Annotated in this window: 20 protein-coding genes; 9 read left to right on the top strand and 11 right to left on the bottom strand. The window is 64.9% G+C overall.

Going from position 1 to position 21,134, the window contains the following annotated elements; all coding sequences use genetic code 11:
• Window positions 1-259 precede the first annotated feature (259 nt).
• Together ACNFHO_RS03250 and ACNFHO_RS03255 are read right to left on the bottom strand one after the other, a co-directional pair.
• Window positions 260-1,426: an MFS transporter gene (locus tag ACNFHO_RS03250; protein WP_416765201.1), complete on the bottom strand. Its 1,167-nt coding sequence runs from the start codon at window positions 1,424-1,426 to the stop codon at window positions 260-262.
• Window positions 1,419-2,231 carry an alpha/beta fold hydrolase gene (locus ACNFHO_RS03255; RefSeq protein WP_054890787.1) on the bottom strand — a complete coding sequence of 271 codons (813 nt, stop codon included), beginning with the start codon at window positions 2,229-2,231 and terminating at the stop codon, window positions 1,419-1,421. The genes ACNFHO_RS03250 and ACNFHO_RS03255 overlap by 8 nt, the downstream gene beginning before the upstream one ends.
• Before the next feature lie 123 nt (window positions 2,232-2,354).
• On the opposite strand from ACNFHO_RS03255, the gene ACNFHO_RS03260 reads away from it, so the two are divergent.
• From ACNFHO_RS03260 to ACNFHO_RS03285, 6 genes are all read left to right on the top strand, one after another.
• Window positions 2,355-2,861, top strand: a complete 507-nt coding sequence (locus ACNFHO_RS03260) for a MarR family winged helix-turn-helix transcriptional regulator (RefSeq protein ID WP_063545064.1) — start codon at window positions 2,355-2,357, stop codon at window positions 2,859-2,861.
• Between the two features lie 25 nt (window positions 2,862-2,886).
• Window positions 2,887-3,825: a LysR family transcriptional regulator gene (locus ACNFHO_RS03265; RefSeq protein ID WP_063545063.1), complete on the top strand. Its 939-nt coding sequence runs from the start codon at window positions 2,887-2,889 to the stop codon at window positions 3,823-3,825.
• A gap of 298 nt (window positions 3,826-4,123) precedes the next feature.
• Window positions 4,124-5,056, top strand: coding sequence for a TauD/TfdA family dioxygenase (locus tag ACNFHO_RS03270; RefSeq protein WP_063545062.1), 933 nt, complete (start codon window positions 4,124-4,126; stop codon window positions 5,054-5,056).
• Complete coding sequence (locus tag ACNFHO_RS03275) at window positions 5,053-6,537, top strand: AMP-binding protein (RefSeq protein ID WP_063545061.1); 1,485 nt, start codon at window positions 5,053-5,055, stop codon at window positions 6,535-6,537. Before ACNFHO_RS03270 ends, ACNFHO_RS03275 begins: the two co-directional genes overlap by 4 nt.
• Window positions 6,538-6,552: 15 nt before the next feature.
• A complete protein-coding gene (locus ACNFHO_RS03280; RefSeq protein ID WP_054890782.1) occupies window positions 6,553-7,152 on the top strand; it encodes a thermostable hemolysin in 600 nt (199 codons plus the stop codon).
• A 47-nt stretch (window positions 7,153-7,199) separates the two neighbouring features.
• Window positions 7,200-8,390, top strand: coding sequence for a multidrug effflux MFS transporter (locus ACNFHO_RS03285; RefSeq protein ID WP_054890781.1), 1,191 nt, complete (start codon window positions 7,200-7,202; stop codon window positions 8,388-8,390).
• A gap of 106 nt (window positions 8,391-8,496) precedes the next feature.
• On the opposite strand, the gene ACNFHO_RS03290 is transcribed toward ACNFHO_RS03285, so the two are convergent.
• From ACNFHO_RS03290 to ACNFHO_RS03330, 9 genes are all read right to left on the bottom strand, one after another.
• A complete protein-coding gene (locus tag ACNFHO_RS03290) occupies window positions 8,497-9,000 on the bottom strand; it encodes a GNAT family N-acetyltransferase (protein ID WP_141687472.1) in 504 nt (167 codons plus the stop codon).
• Between the two features lie 77 nt (window positions 9,001-9,077).
• Window positions 9,078-9,674, bottom strand: coding sequence for a nucleotidyltransferase family protein (locus ACNFHO_RS03295; RefSeq protein ID WP_416765205.1), 597 nt, complete (start codon window positions 9,672-9,674; stop codon window positions 9,078-9,080).
• Window positions 9,675-9,726: 52 nt separating this feature from the next.
• Entirely contained in the window at window positions 9,727-10,749 is a 1,023-nt protein-coding gene (locus tag ACNFHO_RS03300; protein ID WP_063545059.1) for an XdhC family protein, read from the bottom strand.
• Window positions 10,750-10,759: 10 nt separating this feature from the next.
• Window positions 10,760-12,103 (bottom strand): c-type cytochrome, encoded by a 1,344-nt coding sequence (locus ACNFHO_RS03305; protein WP_416765208.1) that lies wholly within the window; start codon window positions 12,101-12,103, stop codon window positions 10,760-10,762.
• Window positions 12,104-12,116: 13 nt separating this feature from the next.
• Window positions 12,117-14,366: a molybdopterin cofactor-binding domain-containing protein gene (locus tag ACNFHO_RS03310; protein WP_416765209.1), complete on the bottom strand. Its 2,250-nt coding sequence runs from the start codon at window positions 14,364-14,366 to the stop codon at window positions 12,117-12,119.
• Entirely contained in the window at window positions 14,366-14,833 is a 468-nt protein-coding gene (locus ACNFHO_RS03315) for a (2Fe-2S)-binding protein (protein WP_063546745.1), read from the bottom strand. Before ACNFHO_RS03315 ends, ACNFHO_RS03310 begins: the two co-directional genes overlap by 1 nt.
• A gap of 329 nt (window positions 14,834-15,162) precedes the next feature.
• Window positions 15,163-15,492, bottom strand: a complete 330-nt coding sequence (locus ACNFHO_RS03320; protein ID WP_054890776.1) for a hypothetical protein — start codon at window positions 15,490-15,492, stop codon at window positions 15,163-15,165.
• Window positions 15,493-15,566: 74 nt separating this feature from the next.
• On the bottom strand, window positions 15,567-16,217 hold the full coding sequence (locus ACNFHO_RS03325) for a DUF998 domain-containing protein (protein WP_416765212.1): 651 nt from the start codon (window positions 16,215-16,217) through the stop codon (window positions 15,567-15,569).
• 92 nt (window positions 16,218-16,309) lie between these two features.
• Window positions 16,310-17,125 (bottom strand): sulfite exporter TauE/SafE family protein, encoded by an 816-nt coding sequence (locus ACNFHO_RS03330; protein ID WP_416765213.1) that lies wholly within the window; start codon window positions 17,123-17,125, stop codon window positions 16,310-16,312.
• 108 nt (window positions 17,126-17,233) lie between these two features.
• Between ACNFHO_RS03330 and ACNFHO_RS03335 the strand changes: the two genes are divergently transcribed.
• From ACNFHO_RS03335 to ACNFHO_RS03345, 3 genes are all read left to right on the top strand, one after another.
• The gene (locus ACNFHO_RS03335; protein WP_063545055.1) at window positions 17,234-18,013 is read left to right on the top strand and encodes an AraC family transcriptional regulator; all 780 of its coding nucleotides are present in this window, start codon (window positions 17,234-17,236) and stop codon (window positions 18,011-18,013) included.
• A gap of 80 nt (window positions 18,014-18,093) precedes the next feature.
• Window positions 18,094-18,843, top strand: coding sequence for a FadR/GntR family transcriptional regulator (locus tag ACNFHO_RS03340; RefSeq protein ID WP_054890774.1), 750 nt, complete (start codon window positions 18,094-18,096; stop codon window positions 18,841-18,843).
• Window positions 18,844-19,009: 166 nt separating this feature from the next.
• Window positions 19,010-21,064, top strand: coding sequence for a pyridoxamine 5'-phosphate oxidase family protein (locus ACNFHO_RS03345; RefSeq protein WP_416765214.1), 2,055 nt, complete (start codon window positions 19,010-19,012; stop codon window positions 21,062-21,064).
• The last annotated feature ends 70 nt before the right edge of the window (window positions 21,065-21,134 follow it).

A 21,134-nucleotide genomic window follows, 5' to 3' on the forward strand; every position in this document is an offset into this window, starting at 1 on the left:
TCATGGGGCGTGGGCGCAGATGGATAAATTAGTAAATATGTGCTCATGAACGTTAAAAAAACTAAGTTCGCGAATGGGGCACGGTAGACCGTCGCAAAGGCTGTGCCACCGGGCTGCAGCGTGCATGGGACGGGGTAGGCGGGAGGCGGTAGCGGCGCCTTTGCACTAAAAGAGTGCCCTGCGCGCGCAGGTGGGGCGGGTCAGGAAAAATCGGCGAGGACGTTCGGGGCGCTGGAACGCGCCCCGGAGGGGAGGAGAGTCAAGCCTGGGCGACCACCGTTCGCTGGCTGAGCGGCCGGAGCAGGGCGCTCAAGGCAAGCAACAACACAGCCCCGCCACCCATGACTGCCCAGGCCCAGTGCAACGAGCTGAACTCATCGCGCACCAGCCCGGCCACCACCGGCATCGAGGCTGCAATCAGGTAGCCACCCCCTTGCACGAAGGCCAGCAGCGACCCGGCTTCGGCCGGTGAGCGTGCATGATCGAGGGTGACGATCAGCGACAGCGGGAACAAGGCACCGATGCCCAAACCCAGGCACAGGATGGCCAGGGCGGTCAGTTGCAGTGGCGCCGTCATCAGGCAGGCCAGCCCGCCGATCAGCAGCAGGATCACCAGCGCCAAGGGTTGACGGCGATCCGGGAAACGATGAATCAGCGCCGACACCAGCAAACCGGCGATGACCTCGGTAATGGTCAGCGCGCCGAGCAGGTAGCCGGCACTTTTCGCTGTCCAGCCCAGCTCGACGTAGAACGGGGGTAGCCAGGCGAGCACCAAGGTGTATGCCCCGGTTCCAATCCCGAAAAACACCAGCAGCAACCAGGCCCGGCCACTGCGCCAGGGCAGGCCGGCCGCCGTGGGGCAGGCATGGACGTTGCCTGCGGCGAGCAGCCAGGCGATCAACGCGATCATGGCCGGAATGGCGGCATAGCCGAGGGTGAGGTTCCAGCCCAGCTTGCCCGCGCTGGGAGCAGCAATCGCGGCGGCGATGGCTGCACCGCCCATGATCCCCGTAGTGAACAGCCCCATGAGCATCCCTGCGCTTTGCGGGTGGTTGCGCTTGATGAATGCAGGCATCAGCGACTGAATCACGGCAATGCCGACGCCACCTACGGCAGCGCTGGCGATCAGCGCGGTGGACGACTCGACATAGGTACGTACCGCGCAGGCCGCAGCAATCAGGGTCATGCCGATGGCCACGCCCTTGACCTCGCCGAGCAGGCGCAGCAGCCAAGGGCCGGCGAGGGCGAACAGGCCCATCATCATCACCGGCAGTGTGGTCAGCAAACCGCCCTGGAAGTTGCTCAGGCCCAGGTCGCGCTGTAGCAGATCGAGCAGCGGGCCGACCGAGGCCATGATCGGCCGCAGGTTGATGCCGACCAGAATCGCCAGCAGCACTACGCTGGCCTTGGAGGGTGTATCACCCATGTCGCTGTTGCTCCTGCAGGAAACCACTGAGTGCCCGGTTGAAGGCCGGGGCATGGGAAACGTTGAAGACATGGCCGTCGCCTGGAAGAGTGATGAGCTGGGCGTGAGCAATACGGCTGGCAATGGCCTCGGCCTCGCCAGGTGGACTGATGCGGTCGCCGTCGGTGCCAAGTACCAGGGTGGGCGCCTGGATGTGTGACAGTCGATCGTTCAGGTCGTAGGTTTTCATACCCTCGCACCAGTGGATCTGGCAGCGCGCTCGTTGCATCGCGGCCTGGGCATGCCAGGCCTGGTAAAGGCTCTGCCCCTGGCTGGAGGCGGCGAAGGAACTGCCGACCAGTTGTGGCCATGTTGTCTTGAAGCGCTTCAGGCAGCCGTCCGGCTGGCGAAGGTTTTCGGCCCACTCATCGAGCTGTTGATGGCGCGCGGTGCTGCTCATGCTGGCGAAGGACGCCGCCACCACCAGTTTGTCCACGGCATCCGGGTAGGCGCAGGCCAGTTCCAGGGCAATCATGCCGCCCAGCGAAAGCCCGATGAGCTGAGTGCTGGCCAGTCCGAGGTGATCCAGCAGTGCGATCAGCTCCTGGGCTTGCAGATGAGGCGTGATGTGTTCCGGCGCATTGCTGGACGCGCCATGGCCGAGCAGGTCCGGTACGATGACGCGATGGCCCAGGCGCAGCAGGGCCCCGACCTGGTCTGTCCAGGCGCGGCCACTGTTGCCCAGCCCGTGCAGGAGCAGGGTGGGGGTGCCGGCCCCGGCGTCAAAGTAGTAATAGCGATTTCGGTTGTGTTCGAAGAACGCCATGTTCCCTCCCGATTCATACCTCGTGCATATCAAGATAACTTAACGTTAAGATACTTGGAAGGTGCCGGGGGGCGGCAGGGATGTGGCCCTTGGGGAGTTCAGGGTGAACGGACGGTTATGCCAATGAAAGATCATGTCGATTTCGTCGTCGCGCAATGGGCGCAGGCGATGCCCTCCGTGGATGCTTCGTCCATGGAGGTCTTCGGGCGCATGGCGCGCCTGCAGAAACACCTCGAGCGCCGCCGTTGCGCGGTGCTCGAGCAGTACGGTTTCAAGGAGGGGGAGTTCGATGTCATGGCGACCTTGCGCCGCTCCGGTGCACCGTACCAGTTGACCCCGACCGAGCTGTACAACTCGTTGTTGATCACCTCCGGGGCGATGACCAATCGTCTGAGCCGCCTCAAGGAGGCGGGCATGGTCGAGCAGATCCACGACCCTGCCGACAAGCGCAGCTACAAGGTGGCGCTGACCGCAGCAGGTCTTGCGGCTATCGAGAAAGCGGTTTTCAGCCACACCGATCTGCAGAACCAGTTCCTCGCTCCGCTGCGGATCGAGGAACGCGAAGCTCTCGCGCAGATGCTCAAGTTGATGCTGGCCAAGCTTCCCGAAGACGTCGATCCCATCCCATGAACATGATGACCCAGGAGGGGCCTGCATGCTTCACAGCAATTATCTGAAGCAGCTGGACCTGCAAGACATCGTGGTGTTTCTCAACTTGCTGGAATATCGCAGTGCCAAGCGCACCGCCGAACTGATGAACGTCAGCCAGCCCACGGTGAGCTACTGCCTCAAACGCCTGCGCGGCTGTTTCGACGACACCCTGTTCGCCTCCTCGCAGGGTTTGTTGCAGCCAACCGCCAAGGCGGAAAAGATCGCACCCTACCTGCGCGTGGTGATCGAGTCGGTCAACCGCTGCGCCGAGGATGCCCCCTCCGGCGATGGCGTCGCTGCCCCGAGGATCTGGCGCCTGTGCGCGCCGGAATACTTCGAGCTGGCCTTTCTGCCCCAGGCCCTGGCGACCTTGTCGAGCAATCACCCCAATACCTCCCTGCACCTCGATCGGCTAAGCCGCGACTTGCCGGTGGACCGGCTGATTTCCGGCGATATCGACCTGGCCATCGGCTTCGGCCCGAGTTACCACCAATTGCACCCCGAGCTGCAATGGCAGCCGGTGCTCAGCGATGGTTTCGTCTGCCTGACCAGCCAGCGTGGGCTTGCGCTGGACGGGGCGATGAGCCTGGATGAGTTCTGTGCTTCGGCGCATGTCTTTCCTACGCCGTGGATCTCGGAGAAGAACATGGTCGATAGCTGGCTGGAGAAAATAGGCCGCACGCGCAATGTGCTGGTGCGGGCGAACGGCTACCAGGCCTGCGTCAACATCCTGGCCGCCGTTCCCTCGACCTTGGCCTTGCCGGCGCGCTTGCTGCCACACCTGCGTATCCCCGAGGGGGTGAGGGTGTGTCAGCCACCGATGGGGTTTCCGGTGTTCACGGTAGATATGATCTGGTCGCGTGATCGAGGGCTGGGTGCGGATGTCTCCAGTTTGCGCAGGTTGATCCAGGACGTGGCGGGGGACCTGCTCCGCGCAGGGTGACACAGGTTTTTGACACGGATTGCAGGCGCTCAGGATGAGTGAACATTCAGTGGTTACAGAGCCATTTGCGGCCTCTTCGCGCAAAGCCATGCCTATCGGCAGCGCTTGCTCGGGTGCGATGTTTCGTGCCCAGACAAACTTTCCCCCCTGTGCGTTCCGTCGCACGGCCGCACTTTTAATTTTTCATCACGGCTTTAGGTTTCTTAAAACCAGCACCTACGACATTTCCCCTAACGTGTTTTCGTCAGGCGGCGGACGGCCTGCCTGTCTGTAATCCATTTCCCAAGGAAGATGTCAGATGTTGGCCCACACTCAAGCTAAAGCTTTACCTTTCTATCGTCATCCCACGCCGTGCTACGGCTTCGAATGTGTCTATGCCGTCGAACCGGGACTGCGCGTCTTCGACTCGATGGACACTGCGGCGCTCTATGAAGACCTGGCCCATAGCGGCGCGGTGATCTACCGCGACTTCAGCGACTCGCTCGAAGACTTCAACGATTTCGTCAGCGCGCATTCCTCCCGGGTCACCTTCGATCCCGCGCGCAAGGCCGCCACGGCCAATACCGCCGAGATCGAAGCAGGCGTTCACGAGATGGGGCTGCACCGGGAGAACGGCAATTTGCCGTTCAACCCGGACCTGCAGTGGTTCTACTGCCTGGAAGCGGCGTCGGTCGGCTCCGAGACCACGTTGTGTGATGGCGAGCGAGTGCTGTTCGACCTCTCCCCGAAAACCCGTAAGAGCTTCGAATCCCGTGCCATCCGCTATGCGCGGCGCATTCCCTGGCACAACGTGCGGCGCTTCCTGAGCATCGAGCTGCAATTGCCGATCGACAGCGTCACCGACGAGCACTTGCAGCAGGTCAACGACCAGGTGGCCGGCCAGACCTACCGTCGCATCGACCAGAACCTGATCGCCTCCGAGTTGGTGATCAGCGCGGTGGAGACCAGCTGCTTCAGCGGTCGCAAGGCCTTCTGCAATTCGATGCTCGGCCCTAGCGTCAACTACGAGCCGCCACGCATCACCTGGGCCGACGGCGAGGAGATCGCCCTTGAAATCTGGGACGAGATCAAGGAAGTCACCGCCCGTAACACCTACAGCCACTTCTGGAAGAAGGGCGACATCGTGGTCATCGACAACACCCGCGTGATGCACGGTCGCCGTCGCCTCGACGATATCAGCCGACGCATCTTCGGTGCCCAGAGCTACCGCATCGGGGGTAACGGCCAATGATCAGCCAGAAAATGCAGCACTACCTGACCACCAGCACTGACCGCGTGGTGATCCGCGAAATGCACGGGCGCGACTACACCCTGCATGGCCTGCGCGATGACGTCGAACGCCTGGCCCAGGCCCTGCAGGCTCGGGTCGGCAACTGCGAGCGCAAGGTGTTCGGTATTGCGATGCGCTCATGCTACGAGTGGGTGTACACCCTGTTGGCAATCCAGAAGGTCGGTGGTGTGTTGCTGCCGGTGCCCATCGAGTTTTCCGACGATCAGATCGGTAGCCTGCTCGGCAAGGCCGCCGCCGTGTTCGTCAGCGATGAGCCGACCGCCCGGCGCCTGCACCGCATCCTGCCGGACAAGCCCAGCTTCATCCCCCGGCAACTGATGATCCAGTCCACTGACACGCCCTGGGCCCAGGACGACGAACTGATCCCCGCCGGTATCGTCTCGGTGATCCACACCTCGGGTACCACCTCCAAGCCCAAGGGCGTGATGATTCGCGACGCGGCCGTGGGGCTGCTGGTCGACAACGTGATGAAGCGCTTGCCGCAGCAGCCGCTGCACTACTTTTCGATCGTGCCGATGAGCCTGCTGATCGAGCAGGTGCTGGGCGTGTTCATTCCGATCCTGTCCGGTGGCACCCTGACCCTGATGCCCGAGGGCGTCACCGAGTACGGCGCGGCCAGTGGCAATGCCCGTCATTACCTGGAGTTGATCGCACCCAATCACCCCAACTTCCTCTACCTGCCGCCCAAGCTGCTGGAGGAGGCCAACCTGCTGCTTGAGCAGGGTGCGAGTGTCGAGGACCTGTTCGGCCCCGCCAATCCGCACATCATCACCGGCGGCGCGAAGATCCCGGCCACGGTGCTCCAGGCCCTGGATGCCAGCGGTGTGCAAGTGTTCGAGGCCTATGGGCTGAGCGAGAACTCCTCGATCATCTCGCTGAACTCGCCTGCAGAGCGGCGCATCGGCTCGGCCGGCAAGCTGCTCGACGGCATCGAGCCCAAGCTGGTCGACGGCGAGTTGCTGGTGAAGACGCCGACCCTCTGCGCGGGTTACTACAACGCCGACGACACGGCCTGCGACCTGTCCGACGGCTACCTGCACACCGGCGATATCGCCGAGTTCCGTGACGGTTTCCTGTACATCACCGGGCGCAAGAAGCACGTGATCATCCTCTCGACGGCACGCAACATTTCGCCTGAGTGGGTGGAGAACGTCTACAAGGAGAGCCCGCTGGTCGACGACATGATCGTCATGGGCGAAGGGCGCGACGAGCCGTGCGCCATCATCCTCAGCACTGCGAGCCCGGCCAGCGTGCAGGACGAGATGGCGCGCCTGGAGCACCGCCTTGCGGACTTCGCACGGGTGCGACGCATGCAGGTCGTCGGCGACATCGCAGGGTTTCGTGACCAGTTCTACACGGTCACCGGACGACCGCGGCGCGCCGAGATCGAAGCGCGGTTCATCGATCAACTGTACGCCTAGGACGGGACGTCGCCCATGTACATCGTGCGCAATTTCTACAAGGGTCGCCCCGGCTACCGCTGCCTGCAGGAGGCGGTACGGGGTCATTACCTCAAGCACTACGAGGCAACGCCCGTGCCGCAGCCTGACCTGTTCGTCTGCCTGACCGGCTCCACCGGCGGGGCGCCAGGCTACGCCTGTGCCGGCATCAGCTACGGCGACTCCGGCAAACTGTTCAGTGAGTACTACCTGGACCAAACGCTGGATGAACGCTACGCCATCGACCGCGCGCGTATCGCGGAGATTGGTGCTTTCGCCTCGTTCCAGAGCGGCAGCGGTGCTGGCAAGTACCTGCTCGACAACGTCATCCGCACCCTGGCCCTGCGCAACTTCGGCCTGGTGGTGCTGACCGCGACGCCGCAGGTCCAGCAACTGCTGGCAGCGATTGTCGACAACCTCGACGACCTGGGCCAGGCCGATCCACGCCGGGTCAAGGACCCCAGTGTCAACTGGGGGACCTACTACGACCAGGCACCGCGCGTACTGGTTTCGCGCCTGTCCTCGCCCAGTGCCTGGCTCAAGGCGCCGACACCTTCCATCCCGCCACCGCAGTTCGCCCACCAGGCGTCTGTCTGACCCATGTGCGTGCCGGGCGCTTCGCTGCCCGGCACGCCGGAGATCCTATGCACGCCAACACGCGTTATGAAAACTTCATCGTCTTCCTGGCCCCTCTGGTCAACAGCCTGGGGGGCATCGCCATCGACCTGTATGCGCCGAGCCTGCCGTCCATCGGGCGCGAACTCGGGGCGGGGCCTGCGCTGATGCAGAACACCATTACCATCACGCTGCTGTTCTATGCCCTGGGGCAGCTGTTCTTCGGCGTGATGGCCGACGCGCGCGGGCGGCGACCTGCCGTACTGCTGGGCCTGGGTGTGTTCGTGGTCGGCAGCCTGCTGGCGACCGCCGCGACGTCCATCGAGATGCTGCTGCTGGCGCGTGCGCTGCAGGGCTTTGCCATTGGCGCCTGCCAGGTCGTTGCCCGTGCTGTGCTGGTCGACGTCGTCAAAGGCCCGCGCTTCTACGTCGCGATCATCTACCTCAGCCTGGCGTTCGGCCTGGGGCCCGTCATCGCGCCCTATATCGGTGGGCTGATCGAGGTGCATTTCGGCTGGCGCTACAACTTCGTGCTGTATGCCGCCTATGCCGTCATGGTCCTGGCTTTCGTCGTTGCCGGGCTCAAGGAGTCGCTGCCGGCCAGTGCCCGCCGCGGCGCCTTGCAGACAGTGGTCGGCTATCGGTTCATTCTGGCCGACAGACGCTTCCGTGCTTCGGTGGTGGTACTCGGCGCGAGCTTTTCCGCGTTCTTGCTGTGGAACGTGTTCGGGCCGCATATCGTCCAGGATGTGCTCGGCCATGACGCGCATTACTTCGGCACCACGGCGCTGGGGGTGGGGTGCTGCTATCTGGTCGGCACGCTGACCAACCGTGCGCTGGTGCGCATCGTCTCACCCGATACCCTGATGTGGAGTGGGTTGGCGCTGTTTCTGCTCGGGGTGCTGTGCATCGCGGCGGCTGCCGACACCTTGAGCCTGGTGAACATTCTTGCTGGCATCATGCTGATCGCCTTCGGCCAGGGCTTTATCTTCTCCAATGCCATGGCCCGCTCGATGGCACTGTTTCCCGACCGCGCCGGGGTGGCTGCGAGCTTGCAGGGCTGCTTGATGCTGGTGTTCGGTTCGATTGCCTCGGCGACGGTCAGCGGCTTCGGGTTGGAGTCGAACCTGCCGATCGCCGGGGTGTTCGCGGTACTGATGCTGGTATCTTTTTCCGGGATGCTGGGGGCACGGGTGGCGCGCCAGGCGTCCTTGGCCTAGGGGCTTGCACGAGTCGTATAGCGCGCCCGATCAATCCAGTGGCCGGGCCAGCAGACGGTCCAGCTACTGGGCATAGGCCGCAAGCGCTGCCAGCCTCGCGCAACCGTCACCCCAGTGCTTCGTGCTCTTGCTTGTACAGTTGCAGGCCACGGGCCTGATAGTTGGCCAGAGCGGCGGGGTGGTCGAGGCTGCAGGTGTGCACCCAGACCCGCTGCGTGCCGGGCCACTCCCAGGCGCTGCGGATGGCTTGGCTGAGCAGCGGGCCGCCGAAGCCCTTGTCAAGAAACTGCGGGGCGAGGCCGAAGTAGCGGATCTCGGCGTTCTCGCCGTCGGGGCGGTGCAGTTCGTAGTAGCCGGCGATGGCGCCACGGTAGTAGGCGACCCAGGTGCGGTGGCAGTCCTGGCCGACAACCGCCAGCCACTGCTCGTCGCTCCAGCTGTTCAGGTCGTTCCAGCCCCAGGCCTTGCCCACCAGTTGGTAGAGGAAACGGTTGAGCTGCGGTTGGACGACTTCGCACTCGACGATCGTCAGGCCATCGGGGACAGGCTTGCTGCGCAGGGCGTGCGCAGAGGTCATTTCCAGGTAGTAGGTGGTCAGCGTGGTGGTCACCGGCGGGGCTCCAGGTCGGGGGCAAGCCCGCTAGCGTACCTGCCAGGACGTGAGGATCAAAGCCTGTCGGCCTTTACTCAAGCCGATGTAGGCGGGATATCGGCGGGTGTATCGATATCGCGCAGGATGCCGGGGTCGTCGAGATCCAGCACAAGACAGGCGTGAGGGTTGGCTTCGATGACCGGTCGCCCACCCTGGTCACCGTGCAGGCGGGTGAGGGCCGCCCAGAAATGGCGCCCGAAGATGACCGGATGGCCACGTCGGCCTTGGTAGCACGGCAGGAGGATACGCTCGGCAGCGAGGTGACCGAGCAGGTGTTCGAAGGTGCGTGGTGCGATCCACGGCATATCGCCAAGCAGCACGGCCACGGCCGGGGCATCGATGCTGGCCAGGGCCGTGATGCCGACCGCGAGGCTCGCTCCCATGCCATCAGCTGCCTGTGCGGCGCGTACGATGTGGACTTGCGCATCGATGCCCAGGGTTTGCGGATCATCGTCGCAGCGCACCACCACATACACCGGGTCGAAACAGGCTTGTACCTGTTTCAAGGTGCTGGCCAGTAGTCCCTGTCCGTCCGCGAGCACGGCCTTGCGCTTGTCGCTGCCAAAGCGCGTGCCGCGTCCGGCGGCGAGCACAAGGGCGGCGCAGCGAGCTCTGGCTTGGGGTTCGGTCATGGTGGGTTGTCCGAGTGTGACGGCATGGAAAGCTCGCAAGCATACCGCAGGGTCAGGTGGCAGGCAGTGTCTGTTCCCGCGCCTGCTTGGCCTTGGTGACGTTCACTGCACCAGGCAGTTCGACGCCGTTCTTGGCGGCGAGGATCTCGGCCATCACACTCACGGCAATTTCGGCTGGGGTCTTGCTGCCGATGTAGATGCCGATGGGGCCGTGCAGGCGCGCAAGGCTGGCATCGGACTCACCGAAGTGCTCGATCAGCCGCGCGCGACGCTGCTGGCTGTTGCGCCGCGAGCCGATGGCACCGATATAGAAAGCCGGGCCATGCAGCGCTTCGAGCAGGGCCAGGTCGTCGAGCTTGGGGTCGTGGCTGACCGCGACGATGCAGGTGCGCACGTCCGGGGCGAAGTCGCGCACGACATCGTCGGGCATGCCGACCAGGCACTCGACACCGGCCACGTTCCAGCCGTCGATGTACTCGGGCCGAGGGTCGCAGACCGAAACACGAAAACCATTGAACAGGGCCATGGTCGCCAGGTATTCGGCCAGGGCGCCCGCGCCGATCAGCAGCAGTCGATAACCTGGACCCAGGGTGCTTGCCATGTGCTCGCCATCAACGCTGAACTGCTCTGGGGCAGCACTGGGGAGGAGGGTGGCCGCGCCACTGTGCAGGTCGAGCTGACGGCGCACCAGTTGGCCGCTGTCGAGCTGCTCAAGCAGTTGGGCCAGCGACTGCCACGATGGCGAAAACTCCAGAATCAGCTCAAGCGTGCCGCCACAGGGCAGCCCGAAGCGATGGGCCTCGTCGGCGGTAACGCCGTAGCGCACCCGCTGTGGGGTGCTGTCAGGCAGGCCGGGGCCACCGTAGGCGGTGGTGTAGCGGTGGATCAGGTCGTCTTCGATGCAGCCGCCGGAGACGCTGCCGACCACACGCCCGTCGCTGCGCAAGGCCATCATCGAGCCGACCGGGCGTGGTGACGAACCCCAGGTACGGGCGACGGTGGCCAGTAGCACGCGGTGGCCGGCTTGCAGCCAGTCCCGAGCGGTACGCAGGACCAGCAGGTCGATACTTTCCATGGGCGCTCCTTCAACGCATATGCAGCACGATCGGGCTGCTGCTGGCAGGGTCGGTATGTTCACGCAGCTTGGCCACTGCCTTTGCATCGACCGCACCACCGGTATTACCCCAGGTCGTACGGACGAAGCTCAGCACTTCGGCGATTTCCTGGTCTGACATCTGTTCACGCAGCGCGGGCATGCGGTAGGCATCCGGCACCCCGGCGGCGACGATACGCTGCGAGCCGTTGAGGGTGATATTGATTGCCGAGGCGTTTTCCTTGGCCAGCATCGAGGTCGCGCCGGCCAGTGGCGGAATCCACTCGGCCTGGCCCTGGCCGTCAAGGCCATGGCACGACGCGCAGCGGGTCACGTAGCTGTGTGCGCCCGGGGCATCGAGGCGGGTAGCCGCCGACACGGCCTGATACTGCCAGGGGGCGCCGTCGCGCTGGGGGTCGCCCGGCAGCGACTTCAGGTAGCGGGCAATCGCGCCCAGGTCTTCGTCGCTCATGAACTGCGTGGAGTTGTTGAACGCCTCGGTCATCGAACCGTACACCACCGCATGTTTGTTGCGACCGGTCTTGAGGAACTGCACGATCTCGGGTTCGCTCCAGCGCCCAAGCCCGGTGTTGTGGTCCTGACGCAGGCTCGGCGCGTACCAGCCGTCGAGCAGGGCTCCGGCGAGAAACGCCTTGCCGGAGTCGTCCAGCGCCTTTTCGTTGAAGGCAAGGCCACGTGGCGTATGGCAACTGCCGCAGTGGCCTGGGCCCTGGACGATATAGGCGCCGCGGTTCCACAGGGGGTCTTCGGTGGGCTTTTCAGCGTAGGGCTTGTCGGCGGCGAACAGGCCGTTCCACAAGGCGATCGGCCAGCGCAGGTTCAGCGGCCAGGGAATATCGCTGGGGATATTGGCCTGGTCTGACGGCTGCACGCCCTTCATGAAGAAGGCATAGAGCGCCCTCATGTCGTCATCGCTGAGTTTGGCGTAGGACGGGTAGGGCATGGCCGGGTACAGCCGGCGCCCGCCCGGCGCAACGCCGTGGCGCACGGCGCGGTCGAAGTCGGCGAGGCTGTAGCTGCCGATACCGTTGTTGCGGTCCGGGGTGATGTTGGTGGCATGGATCGCGCCCAAGGGCGTAGCCATTTCCAGGCCGCCGGCGAACGGCGCCTTGCCCGGCAGGCTGTGGCACGCCACGCAGTCGCTCAGGCGCGCGACGTATTCGCCGCGGGCGATCAGCGCCTGGTCGGGGCTTGGGGTTTCCTGCTCGAAGGGCGAGGTGACCTCGCGGGTGACATACCAGGCCAGCAGGCCTGCCGCGACAAGGCACGGCAGCGCGAGCCAGCGGGTGGTGGTTACCAGTCGGCTGTTTTTCATGAGGGCTTCCGTGTCAGGCAAAGGTATGGCGGCTCAGGGGCAGGCTGCGCGCGCGTTGGCCGGTCAGCCGCGCCACGGCGTTGGCCACCGCTGGTGCCACCGCCGGCAGCGGCGGCTCGCCGATGCCACCCATCTTCGCCCCGCTCTCGACGATGCGCACATGCACCCGGGCCATGCGCGATGGCGGCAGGATCGGGTACAGGTCGTAATTGCGCGCACGCGGCATGCCGTTGACCCACACCGCTTCCTCCACCAGCGTCTGCGACAGGCCGAGCGCCACGGCGCCGTTGACCTGATGCTCGACGATCGCCGGGTTGACGATGCTGCCCGGGTCGATCGCCTGCCAGATGTCGTGCACCTTGACCTGGCCGTTCTCGATCGACACTTCGGCAATCACCGCCGCCTCCGAACCGAACGGCGAAGCCATGGCCACGCCGCGGGCACGCTTGGTGCCATCCTCGGCGGTAAATGGCCCGCGTTTCCAGCCACCGGACAATTCGCCGACCGCCTGCAGCAGGGTGGTCAGGCGTTGATTGTCGCGCAACAGGTGCAGGCGCAGCTCGAACGGGTCGTGCCCGCCTTTGTCGGCCAGTTCATCAAGGAACGACTCATAGAAGAAGTCGTTCAGCGAATTACCGACCGAACGCCAGTAGCCCAGCATGGCCGGGCCCTTGACATAGATTTGCGCGATGCGTTTGTTGGCAATGGCATAGGACTTGCCCGCCAGGCCTTCCACGGCAGTGGGGTCGATCTTCTCGCCCTGTTTGCCGGCGATTGCCTCGGTCGGGCCCTCGGTGGCGCTGACCGCTTCGATGGCAACCGGCAGGCCCTTCTCGTCGAGCCCGGCGCGGAACTTGACCACTGCCACGGGCCGCAGCACGTCACGTACGAACTCTTCCTCGCGGGTCCAGATCAGCTTGACCGGGCGCCCGACCGCCTTGGCCAGGGCAATGGCCTGTGGGTAGGGGTTGGCCGAGTCGTACAGGAAGTGGCGCCCGAAGAAGCCGCCCAGGAGCGGCGAATGCAGGATGATCTGCTCCTTGGCAAGGCCGGTGCGCTTGGCGATGTCGTCGCGGAACATGTCCGGGGCCTGGTTGGGCAGCCAGACTTCGAGCGATCCATCGGGATTGAAGCGCGCGAGCGCCGACGGTGGTTCGAGCTGGCCGTGGTTGAGGTACTGGTTGTGGTAGGTGGCTTCCACCTGGGTCTTGGCCCCCTTGAGCGCAGCCGCCACATCGCCTTCGTTCTCGTCATCGCGCGCCGGGCCGGTTTGCGCGGCCAGGTGATCGCGATAGGCATCGCTGGAGAAGTCGGCTGGCATCGTGCGCACCTTCGAATCGGCGCCCGGCTCCTGCCAGTCGACCTGTACCGCCTCCACGGCACGCTTGGCATGCCACCAGCGTTCGGCGACCACCGCCACGGCACCCGGCAGTACGTGCACCGAATGCACGCCCTTCATCGCCTTGACCTGCGCTTCGTTGCGCAGGCCGCCCACGGTCATGCCCAGCCGTGGCGCGTGCTGTACCGCCGCGTGGAGCATGTCGTCGACCTTGAGGTCGATACTGTACAGGGCCTTGCCGGTGGACTTGTCATAGGCATCGACACGGCGTACCGGCTTGCCGATCCAACGGAACTGGCTGGGATCGCGCAGCTTGATGCTGGCCGGATCCGGGACTGGCAGGTCCATGGCGCGCTCGGCCAGGTCGCCATAAGCGACCGAGCGGCCGGAGGCAGCATGCACCACCTTGCCCGGCTCGGTGCTCAGCTCACTGACCGGCACCTTCAGGGTGTCGGCACCGGCCTGCAGCAGCATCGCCCTGGCCAGCGCGCCAAGGCGGCGCATGGTCGGGTAGCTCATGCGCACCGACATGCTGCCGCCGGTGATGCGCAGGCCATTTTCCATCACCACGTAGGCTTCGCCGGGCGGAGCGGCATCGATCAGGAAGCTGGCCGGGTCCATATCCAGTTCTTCGCCGACGATCTGCGCCATAGCGGTGAATGTGCCCTGGCCACCTTCCATGAAGGGGCAGAGCAGGCGCACGGTGCCGTCAGGGCGGATTTCCAGGAATGCCGGCACCTGCGTGCCGCGTTCTGCGGCCACCGCGGTGGCGGCCTGCACCCGGGCCGAGCCAAGCGGCAAGCCAAAGCCGATCACCAGCGCACCGATGGCGCTACCCGCGAGAAAGCGCCGGCGCGAAAGATTGACTGGCTGATCCAGTTTCAGGTCGCGCAGTTCGGACGGGATGTCGAGGGGCGAGTTCATCAGACGCTCTCCTTGGCGGCAGGCTGGCCGGCGAGCTCATGCACCGCGGCGTGGATCGCGTTGTAGGTGCCGCAGCGACACAGGTTGACCATTGCGGCACTGATCTGCTCGTCGCTCGGCGCCGGCGTGTGCTTGAGCAGCGCGGTAGCGGCCATCACCTGGCCAGACTGGCAGTAACCACACTGGGCGACCTGATGCTCGACCCAGGCCGCGACCACTCGCTTGCCCACCGGGTCGGCCTCGATCGCTTCGATGGTGGTCACTTCACGGCCAACCACACCGGCCACCGGCGTGACACAGGCACGTACCACGTTGCCGTCCACCAGCACCGAGCAGGCGCCACATTGGGCCAGGCCGCAGCCATATTTCGTGCCGGTCATGCCCAGGTCATCGCGGATCACCCACAGCAGTGGGGTATCGGCGTCGGCGTCGACCTGATAGGTCTTCTGGTTGATGCGTAGTTCCATGGCGTTCACCCGCTGATCATCGGTTGGTGTTTCGTCGTTATAGGCAGGGCGGTGCGTCGAGGCAGTGCCCTGGGAGGAACGCCGCGCGCGCGCAGGGCGGGTTTCCGATCTGAAAACTCTAGACCTTGGCGGACAGCTTTCCTATCCATCGGGCAGCATGTTCAGAGAATCAGGCAAGAAATCAAGTGGATTGCGCTAGTGGCAGGATCGGGCGGGGGCGTCGCAGCGGAGCTGTCACGCCCACGCTGGAGGGAAAATGCCGGCATTGATATCGGATGTCGGCATCCAGGCCAGTTGAACCAGGGGTTGTTGATGAACCGCCCGCGTGGTTATCGGCGCGCCACGGCGTGCTGGACGCACTGTTCGTAGTAGGTCTGCTTGATGGCCTTCGGCGGCAGGCGTGAGCTGCTGTTGTAGGTTTGCTCGGTGATGCCGAACGCTGTCATGCGCATCCAGGGTTTGGCGAAGCGCCGCACTTGCAGCTTCTTGCGCGCTGCATAAAGCGTCACCCCGGAGAGCTTGGCGTGCTGCGCCTCCGAGGCGATCTGCGCGCCCCAGCCGCACACGCTGCGATCGTTCTGGCTCAGCGGCCTGGCCTGGGCGCCGAATGCGGTGGCCGCCAACACGCAGCTGGCCAGGGTTGCTAGAAATACCCGCATGTTGCTGTCCTAAGCGTCTGAAGGAAAAGGGAGTTTGCCTTCGCTTTCAGCGCCTGGGGGCCAGCAATTTGCCGTCAGGCGACGGGCAGCTTCGCCTGGCCCGAGACAGGCTGACGCAACGAGTACCACGCCAGCCCGGCTATCCAGAGCACCGCCACGCCGTAGTTGATTCGTTGATAGAGGCCGAAGAGCTGGCCTGTTTCGGCTGCCCTTGCCATCAACGCCACCGTGCCGATGGAGACCACCGCACAGAGCAGGGAGCCGCTGGCCAGCAGCCGTGAGTCAGTCATGCGCAATGCCAGCCAGACCCACAGCAGGCTGGCCAGGGTCAGCGACAGGAACATCAGCAGGCCGCTGAGGTTATGCATGTGCTGGGAGAACGACGGCTCGATGGGGGTGCAACCCGGATCGCAGGCGAATGCCCCAGTCCCAAGGCTCGCAACGCCGTGCAACAACACCAGCAGCGCACTCGCCAGGGCGACGTTCGAATGACGCCAACGGCGGGCCAGCCCCCAGGCGAACAAGGCAAACAGCAGTGCCAAAGGGAAGTTGTTGACCCAGGGCGAAAATGCCGCGGTCGGTGCGCCTGTCGCCCCGAGTTGGCTCATGGCCTGCTGCAGGTGCTGGTAACCGGGGTAAGCCTGGGCGGTAAACCAAACCCCCAGTAGCAACCAGGGTGGGATGAACAGGCCGGTGGTGAGTAGGGCTCGGTCGAGTGTCGTCATAGAATGCCTTCCTTGGGCCGTGCCGCGTCATCTGGCGGCACGTAAACCCGCACACTACAGGCCTCGACGGGCGATTCGCCACTCGTTTCGCATCAGAGGCCGGTCACCAGCATCACCACCAGCACGCAGGCCAGCAGTGCCAGATAGGCCCGCGCATGCAGGGTATCGCTCAGGCGGCCCAGCAGCGGCGCAGCCAGGTGCATGCCGAGCCAGGCGCCTGCGGCCATTGCCAGTGCCGCACGCAGATCGATATAGCCCAGCAGCCCGACACCCAGGTTCGCTCCTGGCGCCGGCACCAGGGCATACACCAGGGTGGCGGCCAGCGCCATGGGCAATGACAGCGGGTTGGCCATGGCGGTGGCGGTGCCCATGCTGGCGCCGCGCCTGCGCATCAGCGGCACGGTCATCACGCTGCCGCCGACCCCCAGCAGCGCTGCCAGTGCGCCGATCGGCAGGCCGACCAAGGCAGCCGCAGCCTTGCCCAGCGGCACCGGACCTTGGTTGCCAACGCGCATGAAACCTGGACGCAGCCACGCATCGAGCAGGCTCAGCAGCAAGTAGCCGATAAACAGCCAACGCAGCCAGGTGCTGTCCAGGTACAGGGCGGCCCAGGCGCCAGCCATTGCCCCGAGGGCGATGGCCGGAGCCAGTGGGCGCACCAGGTCCCAGCGCAACGTGCCGGCGCGCTGGTGCCGCCAGGTGGCCAGGGCGCTGCTGAAGATCATCAGCATGGCCGAGGTGGCCACAGCGATCTGCATGGCGTGCAGCGCCACCGGGGAGCCCGCCGCATGGCGGGTGAGCAGCAACGCATAGAGCAAGGGTACGGCGAAGAAACCGCCGCCGAAGCCGAACAGCAGCGTGGTGACGCCAGCACACAGGCCGAAGACACCGAGCAAGGGGTACAGCATGATCGCCAGCCTTTGTCAGGGGAGTGGAGATGCAGGGTAGGGAGACGAGGGCTGGCCAGCATTCGAGCATTGGCCAATAATCCGTGCGTTTCAGCCACGGAGATCCCCATGCGCAATGTGCCGCTGTGCCAGGTCGATGCCACGCCACGTCCGGTGCTGGCGATCGCTACCGATTATCCGCCTGGCACGCTATTGCCACGCCACGTGCACCGGCGTGCGCAGTTCCTCTATGGCATGAGCGGTTTGATGGAAGTACTGACTGACGATGGCGCCTGGGTCGTTCCACCCTACAGCGGTGTGTGGATTCCGTCGGGCAAGCCCCACCAGGTACTGATGCGAGGGGTGAGCACGCGCAGCTTGTACATCGAGGCCGTTGCGGCTCCGAGGTTGGGACAGGCCTGCGAGGCGCTGCTGGTCACGCCGCTGCTGCATCAGTTGCTGCTGGCCAGTGCCGAACTGCCCGCGTTGTATGACCCTCAAGGGCGCGACGGCCAACTGGTCGGCCTGATCCTGCATGAACTGCGCAGCGCCGAATGCCTGCCGCTGTTCGCGCCGATGCCAGGGGAGCCGCGCCTGGCGCTCTTGTGCCAGGCGTTTCTCGCGGCGCCTTCGATCAGTACGACGGCCGAGGCCTGGGCGATGCACCTGAACTGGAGCCCGCGGACATTCAGCCGGCGCTTTCGCGAACAGACCGGGTTGTCGTTCGGACAATGGCGTCAGCAAGCCTGCCTGATGGCAGCCGTCACGCGATTGGCAGCGGGTGAGGCGGTCACCCGGGTTGCCCTCGACTTGGGGTATGACAGCCCCAGTGCGTTTTCCAGCATGTACCGCAGGGTCATGGGCGAGGCGCCCTCGGCGGTTCGGCACAGGGCTTTGGCGGCGAGATGAAAACCCTGGCGGATGTATGTGATCGTACAACTGCATGAGCTATGATGACGGCTGTCTTTTCACGATGAAACGTACAGGGCATGACAGAGCAGCAGCTACAGGCACGGACCCGACGCAAACCGCGCAGTCTGGCGCAGGAACTGGTCACGGTGCTGACCGAACGTATTCGCAGCGGCCAACTCAAGCGTGGCGACAAACTGCCGACCGAATCGCAGATCATGGTCGAGGAGGGCGTCAGCCGCACGGTGGTGCGCGAGGCGATCTCGCGGCTGCAGGCCGCCGGCCAGGTGGAGACCCGCCACGGCATCGGCACCTTCGTGCTCGACGCGCCGAGCACCGGCGGTTTCCGTATCGACCCGGCGACCATCGTCACCCTGCGCGAGGTGCTGGCGGTGCTGGAGTTGCGCATCGCCCTGGAGATCGAGTCGGCCGGGCTCGCCGCCCAGCGCCGTAGCGACGAACAACTGACCGGCATGCGTGCTGCGCTCGACGAAATCAACGAAGGCGCCGCGCATGCCTCCGATGCGGTCTCGGCGGATTTCCAGTTCCACCTGCGCATCGCCCAGGCCAGCGGCAATCATTATTTCGCTGACATCATCAATCACCTGGGTACCAGCATCATTCCCCGCACCCGGCTCAATTCGGCGCGCCTGGCCCATGATGACCAGGCCCATTACATGAGCCGCCTGAGCCATGAGCACGAGGCCATCTATGAAGCCATTGCCCGACGCGACAGCGAAGGAGCGAAAATGGCCATGCGCCTGCACCTGAGCAACAGCCGCGAGCGGCTGCGCCAGGCGCATGAGGCGGCAGAAGCACAGGGCGTCTGACAGGCTTCAATACGCTAAACCCGCTCTCATCGGTGCGTTTGTGGGCGGGGAAAGGCTTACGACTGTTTCTTCGAGAGAAATAATCAATTGCCACCCGCAGTGATTCTAAGTGTCGGGCGAATGAGTAAGGATTGATACACCCTCACTCAACCGTTCAGGTGCCACCATGAACCAGCCTCCGTCGGACCTCAAGCCCTCTCCCTGGCACGACGGCGAGCTTACGCTGCAACGCAGCGTCGGTGCGGTCGAGCGCATGGTGGGGATTGGCAAGGTGCAGATGTCGCGTGACTTCATGCCCGACCAGCACCGCGAGTTCTATGCCCAACTGCTTTTCGTGGTGCTCGGCAGCGTCGACCCGCACGGCGATCCGTGGGCAACGCTGCGCACCGGCCAGCCCGGCTTCATGCAATCCCCCGATCCGCGCCGGCTGCTCCTGGACCTGCCCCGTGAGCCAGCCGATCCTGCGGATGCCGGGCTGGAGGACGGTGACGGCGTCGGCATGCTCGGCATCGAGTTGCACACCCGCCGACGCAATCGCCTGAACGGCTTCGTGCGCCGGGCAGACGACAGCGGTTTTACCATCGAGCCGACCCAGTCCTATGGCAACTGCCCGCGCTATATCAATCTGCGCCGCTATGTCTTCGATGACAGCGCGCCCGGCGAGCCCAGCGAGTCGAGCGAGCTGAACGCAGCGGACCGCGCGATGGTGGCCGCCGCCGACTCCTTCTACGTTGCCTCGTACGTGGTGCGCGATGGCGTGCGCCAGGTGGACGTCTCGCACCGTGGCGGCAAGCCTGGCTTCGTCCACATCGACGCCGACGGCACGCTGAGCGTGCCTGATTTCAATGGCAACCTGTTCTTCAATACTTTGGGCAACATGCTGCTCAACCCCCGTGCCGGGCTGGTGTTCGTCGACATGCGCAGCGGCGACCTGCTGCAGATGACCGGGCGCACCGAAGTGATCGTCGACGATCCACAGACACTCGCCTTCATCGGCGCCGAGCGCATGTGGCGGTTCTACCCCGAACGGATCGTGCGCCGACCGGGAGGGCTGGCGCTGCGCTGGGTCGACATGGATGACGGCATCTCGCCCAATGTGTTGATGACCGGCAGTTGGGAAGACATGCAGGCGCGCCTGAAGGCCGCGGCGTTGCAGCAAAGTTGGCGTCCGTACCGGGTAACGCAGATCGTCGACGAGAGCGAGCACATCCGTTCGTTCCACCTGGCGCCCGACGATGGCCTGGGCTTGCCGGTGCGCCAGGCGGGGCAGCACCTGCCGATCCGGGTACGGTTGCCTGGGGAGGAGGCGCCATTGGTGCGCACCTACACCCTGTCTGGCGCGCCGGCCGATGATGCACTGCGCATCAGCGTCAAGCGCGAAGGTGTGGTCTCTCGGCACCTGCATGAGCAGGTCAGGATCGGCGACCTGATCGAGGCGCGTGCGCCGGCCGGAGCCTTCACCCTCGATGCTACGGTGCGCCGTCCGGTAGTCTTGCTGGCCGCGGGCGTAGGGGTGACCCCCGTCTTGGCCATGGCCAGGCACCTGGTCAATGAGGGGCGGCGTACACGCTACGCCCGACCGGCCTGGGTGTTTCAATCGGCCTCGACCCGGGCGCAACTGGCCTTTGCCAGTGAATTTGCAGCGCTGGTGACTGCCTCCGAGGGCAAGCTCAGGCATGTGCGCCTGCTCAGCGACGCCAGCGGTGCGGTAGCAGGTGTGGATTACGAGCGCGAAGGGCGTCTGGGCGTCGACCTGTTGCGCGAGCTGCTGCCGTTCGACGACTACGACTTCTACCTGTGCGGGCCGCAGGGGTTCATGCAGCAGATGTACGACGGCCTGCGCGCACTGGATATCAACGATGCACGGATCCACGCCGAGGCCTTCGGCCCATCGAGCCTGCGCCGCACGCGCAGCGAACAGCAGGCAGCGCCGGCCTTGCCGGCGGTGGCCACTGAGTCGGTTGCGGTGATGTTCATGGACTCGGCGAAAGAGGCGCGCTGGAACCCGGGGGATGGCTCGCTGCTGGAACTGGCCGAGCAGCGTGGTCTCGAGCCTCCTTTTGGCTGCCGTGGCGGGTCATGCGGAAGTTGTCGGACCCGTGTGCTCAAGGGGGCGGTCACCTATGCCGAGGCACCGGAGTTCGCCGTGGCGCAGGACGAGGCGTTGATCTGCTGCGCCATGCCGGCTGACGGATCCGGGCCCTTGCACCTGGCGTTGTGATAGCAAACTGTCTCTTCGATTGGACTGCCCCCAAGAGGTTGGACACAAATCCAACCCTTGGGGGCAGTCC

It is taken from the genome of Pseudomonas sp. NY15374 (assembly GCF_048068255.1).
Classification (GTDB): Bacteria; Pseudomonadota; Gammaproteobacteria; order Pseudomonadales; family Pseudomonadaceae; genus Aquipseudomonas; species Aquipseudomonas machongensis.